Here is a 10,958-nt window from a genome sequence, read left to right on the forward strand (position 1 = left end):
GGCCTATCCCCGCGAGGCCGAGACTCAGTGCTCGCGTCGCCCTCACCCCAACCCTCTCCCGCAAGCGGGAGAGGGAGCGTGCTGTGACGGGGAAGCGTATCGCTTCCCCGTTCTTACGCCGCGTTTGCCAGGCGTCCGGCGGCGAGGCCGCGGTCGATGTCGGCGAGGATGTCGTCGATGTGTTCCAGACCGATCGACAGCCGCACATAGCCGTCTGACACGCCGGTCGCGAGCTGCTCCTCGGTCGAGAGCTGCGAGTGGGTGGTCGAGGCCGGATGGATCGCCAGGCTGCGGGCGTCGCCGATATTGGCGACGTGATACAATAGCTCCAGCGCGTCGATGAACTTGCGCCCGGCCTCGCGACCGCCGGCGAGTTCGAAGCCGACCAGACCGCCGAACTTGCCCTGGAGATACTTTTCGGCGCGCTCGCGGGCGACGCCGCTCTGCTTCGACGGATGGATCACCTTCACGACTTCGGGGCGCTTCTCCAGATAGTCGGCGACCTTCTGGGCGTTCTGGACGTGACGTTCGATCCGCAGCGGCAGCGTTTCCAGCCCCTGAATGATCTGGAAGGCGTTGAACGGCGACAGCGCTGAGCCGAGGTCACGCAGCAGGGTGGTGCGGGCCTTGATGATGTAGGCGACGGGGCCGATCGGCTTCACCGCCTCGACCCAGACCGCGCCGTGATAGCTCGGGTCCGGCGTGTTCAGCGCCGGCTGACGCTGCGGGAACTGCTCCCACGGGAAGTTGCCGCCGTCGACGATCAGGCCGCCGATCGAGGTGCCGTGGCCGCCGAGATATTTGGTCGCCGAGTACACCACGATCGCTGCGCCGTGCTCGAGCGGCTTCACCAGCAGCGGCGCTGCGGTGTTGTCGACGATCAGCGGGATGCCGTGCTTGCGGCCGATCGCGGCGACTTCCTCGATCGGAAACACCGCCAGCTTCGGGTTCGGCAACGTCTCGGCATAGTAGGCGCGGGTGCGTTCGTCGGTGGCGCGCTCGAACGCCTGCGGGTCGGACGGATCGACGAAGCGGACTTCGATGCCCTGGTCCTTCAGGGTGTTGGCGAACAGGTTCCAGGTGCCGCCATACAGGTCGGTCGACGACACCACGTTGTCGCCGACGCGGGCGAGGTTCTGCAGCGCGAAGGCCGACGCGGCCTGGCCGGAGGCCACCGCGAGCGCTGCGACGCCGCCTTCAAGAGCCGCGACGCGCTGCTCCAGCACATCGGTCGTCGGGTTGCCGATCCGGGTGTAGATGTTGCCGAGCTCCTTCAGCGCGAACAGGTTCGCCGCATGCTCGGTGTTGTGAAACTGGTACGAGGTGGTCTGGAACAGCGGCACCGCGACCGAGCCGGTCGAAGGATCGGCGCGCCAGCCGGCATGCAGGGCGAGGGTTTCGGGGTGGAGCTTCTGGGTCATGGCGACATCCTTCGGGCAATGAAAATCGGGCTGTAAACCGCGCGCTCACGACAGCGACGCTGGTCCGCGGACGTTCATCAGGACGGCGCAGGCTCCCCAAGTCAATCAATGGTCAGAAATAAAAATCTCCATCTCGGCAATATAGCTGCGGCGATGTGTTCGTTCTTCGCCGATTGCGAGAGGAAAGAGAAAAATTTTCCAGACTGCCGTAATCCAGCGGCCTGCTTGGGATGGCTCAGGCCCCAAACAGAAAAGGCCACCATTGCTGGTGGCCTGTCTGTCCGATCCGATGAAAGAGATGCTCCGGCGGGGATACCGCCGAGGTGGGCTTAGGCGTCGAGATTGCGAAGCTGGGCGCGGTTGCGCAGCTCGATCTGGCGGGCGCCGGAGAAGCCCAGGATACCCTTGCTCTGCAGCTGCGACAGCGCGCGGGAGACGGTTTCAAGGGTGAGGCCGAGATAGTCGCCGATGTCGCGGCGGCACATCGGCAGTGCCATCATGCCGGCGACGGCGAGGCGGCGGTCCATTTCCAGCAGGAAGTTGGCGACCCGCTCCATCGCATTCTTGCGGCCGAGCAGCAGCATGTGGTCTTCGGCGTGGCGCAGCTCACCGGCGGTCATCGACCACAGGCCGCGGGCGATGTTGATGTCGGTGGCGGCGGCCTGTTCGAGGCTGCGGCGCTTGATCAGGCGAACGGTGGTGTCGACGATCGCTTCGGCGGTGAGGCGGTGGGTCGGTCCCGACTCCAGCCCGAACACGTCGCCGGGAAGATAGAAGGCGCCGATCTGGCGGCGGCCGTCGGACAGCAGCTTGTAGCTGCGCACGGCACCGGATACCACCTGATAGACGTATTCAGACGGCTCGTCTTCGCCGTAGATTTCCTCTTCCTTCTTATAGGTGAATTCGGAGGCGATCAGACCGGCGTGACCGGTGGTCGCGAAGAACTGCTCTGCCGGAGAACACAAAGAGGGATCGATGGGCGCGTGGGCGGTGGCGGGCGTCCTGAGCGACTGGTTCAGCATCTGGCCATCTCCTTTGATCGGATGGCCAGGGTTGTACGGAAGATTCCGAGGACGAGGTATTTCGCTCCATATCTTAAGTGGGTTCCCCTAAGTAGGTTTACGGAGGCTGGGAGCGTGCGCCCTCGTCCGCTTCCGTGGGGAAAACCGAAGTATTAACAGGATCTTAAGATGATGGGCGACGGGCCAGCGCGGCCCGCTCAGGCTGCTGCGCCGCTCTCTTCGAGAGCGGCCCGGATATGCCAAACCAGGCTCTCTTCGAGGTGGGGTTTCACCACCACGTGCTGCACGCCGACGACGCTGGCGCGGCTGGAAATCGTCTCGTCCGGATAGCCGGTGATCATCACGATCGGGGCGCGCACCTTGCGCTCGCGCAGTCCGCGGGCGAGGTCGATGCCGTTCATGCCGGGCATCTTGTAGTCGATCACGATGCAGTCGACCGGGCCTTGGTCGATGGCGTCGAGTAGCGCCGGTCCGCTCCGGAACGTGCGCACCGCGAAGCCATCAGTTTCCAGCAGGAAACGCAGCGATCCGAGCACGCCCTGATCGTCGTCCACAACGTAAACGATGGTTTTTGCGGGTGCGTTCGGCATTACCAAACCTCACGCACCAATGAGCGCTGCGAAAACTGTCATACTGGTAGCATACGGGCTACCAACGAAGCCGGATTGATCTGTCTCAATCCTTGATAACGCCACCGCGCATCGCCATCCGCACGAGTTCCGAAAGGCTCGATGCCTGCATCTTGGTCATCACGTTGGCGCGATAGACTTCGATAGTACGCGGGCTGATATCGAATTCGCGCGCGATCACCTTGTTGGACATGCCGGCAATCAGGCCGTCCATCACCTGGCGTTCACGCGGGCTGAGCGACTGGATCCGTGCCGCAATATCCTGCGCCACAGCTTCGCTCTTGGCGCCTTCCTGGGCCTGCTTCAGCGCCGTTTCGATCAGTCCGATCAGGCGGTCGTCGTCGAACGGTTTCTCGATGAAGTCGGAGGCGCCAAGCTTCATTGCCTCGACCGCCAGCGGCACGTCGCCGTGGCCGGTCATGATCAGCACCGGCAGCTTGCTGCCAGCCGCTTTCTGGCGCTTCAACAGGTCTAGACCATCGATCCCCGGCATCCGGACGTCGGACAGGATGCAGCCGAATTCCACGTCCGGCAGGTCGAGAAATGCCTGCGCGGATTCGTACAGTCTGACCTCGTAGCCGGCCGAGCTCAGCAGGAAGTCGATCGATTCCCGCATCGCCAGGTCGTCGTCGATCACATGCACGGTTCCCTTAGGCATCAGTCAAATCCCCGACGGGCGCCAGCGGCAGCGTGAAGCGGAACGTCGCGCCGCCGGCGCTGTTCGTTTCCGCCCACATCCGGCCGCCATGAGCCTCGATGATCGAACGGCTGATCGAAAGTCCGACCCCCATTCCGGTTTCCTTGGTGGTGAAGAACGTCTGAAACAGCTTGGCTTTGACCTGCTCCGGCAGACCGCTGCCGGTGTCTGAGACGGTGACCTCGACCATGTCGTCCGCCACGCGGGCATTGCCGGCGGACAACTCCTTCTTATCGGAATTGGCCATCGCTTCCAGCGCATTGCGGAACAGATTGACCAGGACCTGCTGAATTTGCACCCGGTCGACCAGCACCAGATCATGGGCCGGATCGAGGTTGAAGCGCAGCACGACGCCTTGTTCCCGGGCGCCGGTGAGCCCAAGCGCCCCTGCCTCCTCGATCAGCTTGGCGAGACTCTCGACCCGTTTTTCGGATTCGCCGCGCGCGACGAAATCTCGCAGCCGACGGATGATCTGGCCGGCGCGCAGCGCCTGCTCGGCGGCGCGTTCCATCGCGCTTTCGATCTTGACCGTGTTCGGATCGGTGCTGCCGGCGAGCAGCCGGCGCGAGCCCTTCATGTAGTTGCTGATCGCCGACAGCGGCTGGTTCAGTTCGTGCGCCAGCGCCGAGGCCATTTCGCCCATCGCGGTCAGCCGCGAGACGTGGACCAGTTCGGCCTGCAATTCGTGCAGCCGCGCCTGGGTCTGCTGATACTCGGTGAGGTCGCGGATGAAGCCGGTGAAGTAGCGCTCGCCGCCGGATTCCATCTCGCCGATCGACAGATGGATCGGGAAGGTGCTGCCGTCCTTGCGGCGGCCGGTGACGATGCGGCCGATACCGATGATGTGGCGTTCGCCGGTGTTGTTATAGCGGTCGATGTAGTTATCGTGACGGGTGGCGTCGGGGCGCGGCATCAGCACGCTGATGTTCTGGCCGATCGCTTCGCGCTCGGACATGCCGAACATCCGCTCCGCCGCGCGGGAGAAGAACCGCATGATGCCGCGGCCGTCGATCAGGATCATCGCGTCCGGCACGGTGTCGAGGATCGAGCGAAGCTGGCCCTGCTGCAGCCGCAGTTCCTGCTCGAGCACCTTCTGCTGATCGATGTCGAGCACGATGCCGCAAAGATAGGAGGCACCGTCCTCATGGACGACGCCGCCGCGGGCGCGCAGCCAATGGCCGGGGCGGTCTTTCTCCGCCACCCGGTACATCACGTCGATCTTGTCGCCGTGCTCGATCGATTGCTGCAGTGCGAGGGCGATTTGCTCCCGATCGTCCGGATCGACCAGGGAAATGAAGGTGTCGTAGGTGAGGGGAGCGTCGGCCGGCACGCCCAACAGCTTCCGCGCGGTCGCCGAACACGCCAATTCCTGGGTGGCGAGATTGAGCTCCCAGGTGCCGACGCCGTACCCGTCGATGCCCTGCTGCAAACGGCGATCGCGCGCAAGGAGTTCGGTCGACGGTGGGGCTGGTTCGGTCACGCGACGCCTGAAATGCTCTCTTTGCCGCTCTTAACACAACGGCATTCCGATCCGCAACACGGCGCGCGGACGCAACTTCACAACCAGCGGAAGGCGAGGCGCCCGCCGCTGCCAGGGTCACTTAAACGGCGGCGGCGCGCCGATTTCAACTCGCTTTTTTGGCCGCCCGATCGTCTTCCGGCGAGTTCAGGTAGAACCCGGACATGGTATCGACCCAGCACAGATGATCGTGAACTTCCCGCACCCCGCAGACGTTCTCGGCGACCACCACCGCGGCCTGCCGCGACCGCTCTTCAGTGATCACGCCGTTGAGGTGCACCACGCCGTCCCGCACCAGCACGCTGAGGCCGAACGGGCGCCAGTCGTTGCGTTCGATTTCGGCGATGATCTTGTCGCGGATCTTGTCGTCGGCCGCGTTCGGCTCGGGGGCTTGGCGCGCCAGGTCGGCGACTGCGCGCAGCAGGTTCTTGCGGGTGACGATCCCCACCAGGATATCGCCGCGCATCACCGGGAAGCGTTTGACGTGGTGCTTCTCCATCAGCTTCACGATGGTTTCGATCGAGGTGTCTTCGCTGACGGTGTGGGGATGGTGCGTCATCACCTCGCCGACCTTGCGGCCGTGCTCGTGGACGAAGTCGCCGGCGCAGGTGCCGGGACCGAGCAGCATCCGCAGCCAGCGCCCGCGCTTACGCTGGGTTCCGATTTCGGCGCGGCGGATGAAGTCGCCTTCGGAGATGATACCGATCAGCTTGCCGTCGTCGTCGACCACCGGCAGGCCGCTGACGTGATTGTCGATCATTGCATTGGCGGCATCGACGATCGACGCATCCGGACCGATCGTGACAAGTTGCCGGGTCATGATTTGGTGAGCACGCATATCCAGTCTCCCCTAAGCCGCGGCGGCAATCCGAGCGCCACGCCGGTCGCACCGTGGCTTGTTGTGTCGCTGGCCCCTGCGACGCGTCAATGCGAGATCAACGCGGGCAAGGTCAGCGATTTGAAGATGCCTCTCGTCACACCGCCGAGGATGAACTCGCGCAGCCGCGAATGGCCGTAGCCGCCCATCACCAGCAGGTTGGCGCCGCTGTCGGCTGCGAACGACAGAATGGTGTTGTGGATGCTGCCGGGCGGCGAGGTGAGTTGGTGTCCGGTCGCCGCCAGATCGTGGCGCATCAGGTGGGCCAGCAGTGCGGTCGACGACGCCTGTCCGACGACGTCCTCATCTTCGTTGACGGAGACGACGTCGATCATCTTCGCCCGGGTGAGGAACGGCATCGCGTCATGCACTGCGCGCGCCGCGGGACGTCCGCCGTCCCAGCAGATCAGGATGCGGTCGAAGGCGAGCGGACCTGAATGGATATAGGGCACCATCAGCATCGGCTTGCCGGAATTGAACAACACCGCTTCGGGCAGCGGGTCCTGGTGACCCGGCTTGGCGCGGTCCGGCTGCACCAGGACGGTGAGGTCGTAGAGCCGCGAGATTTCCGACAGGGCCTGATTGGCCAGCACCGGCGTATCGCACACCGAGCGGGCGCCGTGCGTGACGCCGGCAGCGCGGGCCGCGATCTCGAACTGATCGAGCCGCGCGGCGGCCTCATCGGCATCGGTGTTCTGCTGGGTGGCGGCGGCATAGTATGCGGCTGATGCGCCGACCATGATGGCCGGATTGATCGGCTGATAGGTGCAGACGATGCCGTCCAGATGCGCATCGAATGCCTTAGCGACCGAGACGGCGCAGGCGACCACGCCGTCGGCCGGTCGATCGGCCGGGATGTGGGCGACGATGTCACTCAGCATTGCAGGACTCCCGCTTCCAAGCGTGTCGGATCGGGAGCGGAATATATGGCGGTGCTTGCGGGTTACTTTGATCTAGCTCATCGTATCTGAAAGCTCTGTTGCGGGATCATGGCTCCGTTGCAGTGGCCGGAAGCGGTGAGCGGTGGCTGCAGGATTGTGGTTGCCGCGGTGGTTCCCGGGAGGTGCCCGATGACGTACTCGACGGTGATGGTCGCGCTCGCGTTCGACCAGCCCAACGCGTGTCGTCTCAGCATCGCGGCGGAATTGGCAGAGCGCTTCGAGTCGCGGTTGATCGGGATTGCGGCCTCCGAACTGAGCCCGCCGGTGTACTACATGTCCGGCAGCCAGGCCGAGCGCCTGATGGTGGAGGGGCTCGCGACCATCAAGCAGCGTCTGTCGGATCTGGAAGCCGAATTCCGCCAGGCGATGAGCGGCCACACCCGCGAACTGCAATGGCGCAGCGCCATCGAACAGCCGTCGCGCTACATCGTGCAGCAGGCGCGCGCCGCGGACATCGTGGTGTGCGGCGCCGGCGTGTCGAGCCTGCTGTCCGATCCGTTCGCGTCGGCTGCTCCGGCCGACCTCGTGATGGAGATCGGCCGCCCGCTGCTGGTGGTGCCGCCGAACGTCTGCCGGATCGATCTGTCGAGCGTGCTGGTGGCGTGGAAGGACAATCCCGAGGCGCGGCGCGCGATTGTCGATGCGCTGCCGTTGCTGCGCCAGGCCAGCCACGTCACCGTGGTCGAGATCGTCGAGAGCGAAGAAGACCATGGCCGCGCCGCCGCGCTTGCCGGCGTGCATGACGTCGTCGATTGGCTGTCGCGTCACCACATCCATGCCATCGGTGAGGTGCCTGAACACACCGGCGATGTATCCCGGCAGATCACCGACATTGCCCGCCAGGTCGGCGCTGGTATCGTGGTCGCCGGCGCCTACGGACGTTCGCGCTTCCGTGAATGGATTCTTGGTGGCGTCACCCAGCATCTCTTGGAGCAGACCTCGCGCTGCGCCTTCCTGGCGCGCTAGCGGCCTTCGAACACAACTGGCCTGTGCTCCCGCGCCATAAACCGGCGCCGGCGTGTCTAATGCCGGGGATGCGCGGCGTGCCGCCGCTGGCCGCGGTGACTGCTCAGATTTGCCAGCGCCAGCCGTTTGGCGAGCTCGGCGCAGATCAGATAGCAGACCACGATCACGGCCAGCATCAAGCCGAGCTGTGCCCCGATCGGGGCGAAGCCGAACACCGATCGCAATGGGCTCACCACCAACGCGATGGCGAACGCGAGCGCGCCGAGCGATGTCGCGGCCAGGATCCAATTCGGACGGCTGGTCCAGAACGGGCCGCTCGAACGGATCAGGAAGATCACCAGGATCTGGGTTGCGATCGATTCCACAAACCACGCCGTCTGGAACGTCGATTCCGGGGCGTCGAAGACGTTTAGCAGCACGGCGAAGGTGGCGATATCGAACACCGACGACACCGCACCCATGATCATGGTGAAGCGCAAGATGCCCTTCATGTCCCAGCTGTGCGGTCGTTCGACATCGCCTGGATCGACGCTGTCGAACGGAATGCCGATCTCGGACAGGTCGTAGAGCAGGTTGTTGAGCAAGATCTGCATCGGCAGCAGCGGCAGGAACGGCAAGACGATCGAGGCCAGCGCCATCGACAGCATGTTTCCGAAATTCGAGCTGGTGCCCATCCGCACGTATTTGAGGATGTTCGCGAAGGTCCGCCGTCCTTCGCGGACGCCGTCCGCCAGCACGGCGAGATCGGAATCCAGCATGATCATGTCGGCGGCCGCGCGGGCGACATCGGTGGCGCCTTCGACCGACAGGCCGACATGCGCGGCCCGGATCGCCGGCGCGTCGTTGATGCCGTCGCCCATGAAGCCGACGACGTGACCGCGGCGCTGCAGTGCCTGGATGATTCTGGTCTTCTGGTCGGGATCGACCCGTGCGAACAGATCGACGTGCTCGATCCGCGCGGCGAGCGCGGTCTCGCTGAGCTCGGCTATCTCGGCACCCGTCAGCATTTGCGCATTCGGCAGACCGACCGCATTGGCGACATGCTGTACCACTGCGCCGTGATCGCCCGAGATCACTTTCAGCCTGACGCCGAGCGATTGCAGCGTCGCGATCGCGGCGGCGGCATCCGGCTTGGGCGGATCCGAGAACACGCAGAAGCCCATCAGGACGAGGTCGCGTTCGTCGGCGAGGCTGATCGCGGTGGTGCCGGCCGGCATCCGCTTGGCCGCAACCGCCAGCAGCCGGTAGCCCAGCGTCACCTGAGCCTGTTGCAGCTGCTCCAGCGCGGCTCGCGCAGTGTCGTCGAGCGGCTGGACCGCGCCATCGCCGCCATCAAGGCCGGTGGCTCGCGACAGGATCGCCTCCGGGGCGCCTTTGCTGATCAGCCAAGGCCCATCGCCGTCGGCGGCGAGCACCGAGACGCAGCGGCGTTCGAAATCGAACTGTACTTCGCCGAGCCGCTGCAAGGAGGCAGTTTCGGGCAGGTTCGGATGGGACAGAACGGCTTGGTCGAGCGGGCTCCGGACGCCTGTCTCGAACCGGCTGTTGATCGTGGCGAAGGTCAGAAGCCGATCACTGGTGGCGCCGTCAGGGCCAAGGTGATCGACAAGTGTCACGGTGGCCTGCGTCAGCGTGCCGGTCTTGTCGGTGCACAAGACGTCCATCGCGCCGAGGTCGTGGATCGCCGATAGCCGCTTGACGATCACCTTCTTGGCGGCCATCCGCAGCGCTCCCCGCGCCAGCGTCACCGTCATCACCATCGGCAGCAGCTCCGGCGTCAGACCGACGGCGAGCGCCACCGCAAACAGGAACGATTCGATCGGCGGGCGGCCGGCGACCAGATGGGCCAGCAGCACGAACAGCGTGAGAAACACGGTGAGCCGGAGGATCAGCAGGCCGAGGCTGTGCACCCCTTTTTCCAGCGCCGTCTCGGGCTCGTTCGCTGCCAGCGCGGTAACGATGCCGCCGAACCGGGTGTCTTGCCCGGTCGCCACGACCAGCATCACGGCGTTTCCTCCGACCACGCTGGTCCCTGCGAACAACGCGTTGGCCGCGTCCGCCGGGGTCGGGCTGTGGCACGGCCCGCTGTTCTTTGCCGATGGAAACGCCTCGCCGGTCATCAGGGATTCGTTGACCTGCGCGTTATGGGCCTCGATCACGACGCCATCGGCCGGGACCAAATCGCCGGCGCGTAGTTCGACCACGTCGCCGGGCACGATGTCCTCGACCGGCAGTGGGGTGACCTTACCGTCGCGAAAGACGTCGGCCCTGACAGCAACCGAGCGGCGGAGGTTCTCGGCCGCCGCTTCGGCGTGATGCTCCTGGACGATGTCCAAGGTGATCGAAAAGGTGATCACCGTCAGGATGATGACGAAGCTGCCGAGATCGCCGCTGATGCTCGAGATCGCGGCGGCGACCAGCAGGATCGCCACCAGCGGATTGAGCATCCGCTTGCCGATCTTGGCGAGCAGTGATTGACCGGCCGGCGGGTGGAAGGCGTTGCGGCCGTAGCGTGCGAGCCGGTGCGCTGCCTCCTCGGAGCTCAACCCTTCGCGCCGACTCTCGAACTGGGCGAGCAGCGTCTCGATCGGTTGGAGCCAGAACAGCGGGCGATCTTGCACGTGAAAACCGATGTGTTGATCGGCATCAAGGGACGGAATATCGCCAGATGCGATCCTGTCGCAAAAGTTCGACGCTACGCCCGCTTAACCATCGGGCAAGCCTCGATGGATTCCACGGACGCGTGACTAAGCGATGACATCTTCGTCGTCCTATATGTCGCTGGCAATACCCGCTGCGAATCCGGTCAAAGGACCGCATATTCGAGTGCGTCGAAGTATCAGTACGAGGCCATGATGCTGCAGACACCGGTCCCCCCCTTTGCTG

The 10,958-nt window shown here is 64.7% G+C and carries 9 protein-coding genes; 1 reads left to right on the top strand and 8 read right to left on the bottom strand.

The annotated features are described in order from the left end of the window. Window positions 1–113: 113 nt before the first annotated feature. From DY467_RS21590 to DY467_RS21620, 7 genes are all read right to left on the bottom strand, one after another. A complete protein-coding gene (locus DY467_RS21590; protein WP_012497481.1) occupies window positions 114–1,421 on the bottom strand; it encodes an O-acetylhomoserine aminocarboxypropyltransferase/cysteine synthase family protein in 1,308 nt (435 codons plus the stop codon). Between the two features lie 329 nt (window positions 1,422–1,750). Further along, window positions 1,751–2,443 carry a helix-turn-helix domain-containing protein gene (locus DY467_RS21595; RefSeq protein WP_107345843.1) on the bottom strand — a complete coding sequence of 231 codons (693 nt, stop codon included), beginning with the start codon at window positions 2,441–2,443 and terminating at the stop codon, window positions 1,751–1,753. Window positions 2,444–2,640: 197 nt separating this feature from the next. Next, the gene (locus DY467_RS21600; RefSeq protein WP_107345842.1) at window positions 2,641–3,033 is read right to left on the bottom strand and encodes a response regulator; all 393 of its coding nucleotides are present in this window, start codon (window positions 3,031–3,033) and stop codon (window positions 2,641–2,643) included. A gap of 85 nt (window positions 3,034–3,118) precedes the next feature. After that, window positions 3,119–3,730 (bottom strand): response regulator FixJ, encoded by a 612-nt coding sequence (gene fixJ, locus DY467_RS21605; protein WP_107345841.1) that lies wholly within the window; start codon window positions 3,728–3,730, stop codon window positions 3,119–3,121. Next, window positions 3,723–5,249: a sensor protein FixL gene (gene fixL / locus DY467_RS21610; RefSeq protein ID WP_164638858.1), complete on the bottom strand. Its 1,527-nt coding sequence runs from the start codon at window positions 5,247–5,249 to the stop codon at window positions 3,723–3,725. The genes fixJ and fixL overlap by 8 nt, the downstream gene beginning before the upstream one ends. 145 nt (window positions 5,250–5,394) lie before the next feature. Then, entirely contained in the window at window positions 5,395–6,126 is a 732-nt protein-coding gene (locus DY467_RS21615) for a CBS domain-containing protein (protein ID WP_164638860.1), read from the bottom strand. 86 nt (window positions 6,127–6,212) lie between these two features. Beyond that, window positions 6,213–7,046, bottom strand: a complete 834-nt coding sequence (locus DY467_RS21620; RefSeq protein WP_107345838.1) for a universal stress protein — start codon at window positions 7,044–7,046, stop codon at window positions 6,213–6,215. Window positions 7,047–7,235: 189 nt separating this feature from the next. Between DY467_RS21620 and DY467_RS21625 the strand changes: the two genes are divergently transcribed. Beyond that, window positions 7,236–8,072 (top strand): universal stress protein, encoded by an 837-nt coding sequence (locus tag DY467_RS21625; RefSeq protein ID WP_107345837.1) that lies wholly within the window; start codon window positions 7,236–7,238, stop codon window positions 8,070–8,072. Between the two features lie 56 nt (window positions 8,073–8,128). Here the strand turns inward: DY467_RS21625 and mgtA are convergent, their stop codons facing one another. Beyond that, window positions 8,129–10,693 carry a magnesium-translocating P-type ATPase gene (gene mgtA / locus DY467_RS21630; RefSeq protein ID WP_164638862.1) on the bottom strand — a complete coding sequence of 855 codons (2,565 nt, stop codon included), beginning with the start codon at window positions 10,691–10,693 and terminating at the stop codon, window positions 8,129–8,131. Between the last annotated feature and the right edge of the window lie 265 nt (window positions 10,694–10,958).

Origin of the sequence: Rhodopseudomonas sp. BR0G17 (genome assembly GCF_010907025.1) — a bacterium.
Taxonomy (GTDB): domain Bacteria; phylum Pseudomonadota; class Alphaproteobacteria; order Rhizobiales; family Xanthobacteraceae; genus Rhodopseudomonas; species Rhodopseudomonas palustris_H.

What these genes read in the sequence shown, in the direction of transcription:
- DY467_RS21595 (WP_107345843.1), bottom strand. Translation starts at nt 2,443, where the DNA reads ATGCTGAACCAGTCGCTCAGGACGCCCGCCACCGCCCACGCGCCCATC.
- DY467_RS21620 (WP_107345838.1), bottom strand. Translation starts at nt 7,046, where the DNA reads ATGCTGAGTGACATCGTCGCCCACATCCCGGCCGATCGACCGGCCGAC.
- DY467_RS21600 (WP_107345842.1), bottom strand. Translation starts at nt 3,033, where the DNA reads ATGCCGAACGCACCCGCAAAAACCATCGTTTACGTTGTGGACGACGAT.
- DY467_RS21615 (WP_164638860.1), bottom strand. Translation starts at nt 6,126, where the DNA reads ATGCGTGCTCACCAAATCATGACCCGGCAACTTGTCACGATCGGTCCG.
- DY467_RS21625 (WP_107345837.1), top strand. Translation starts at nt 7,236, where the DNA reads ATGACGTACTCGACGGTGATGGTCGCGCTCGCGTTCGACCAGCCCAAC.
- fixJ (WP_107345841.1), bottom strand. Translation starts at nt 3,730, where the DNA reads ATGCCTAAGGGAACCGTGCATGTGATCGACGACGACCTGGCGATGCGG.
- DY467_RS21590 (WP_012497481.1), bottom strand. Translation starts at nt 1,421, where the DNA reads ATGACCCAGAAGCTCCACCCCGAAACCCTCGCCCTGCATGCCGGCTGG.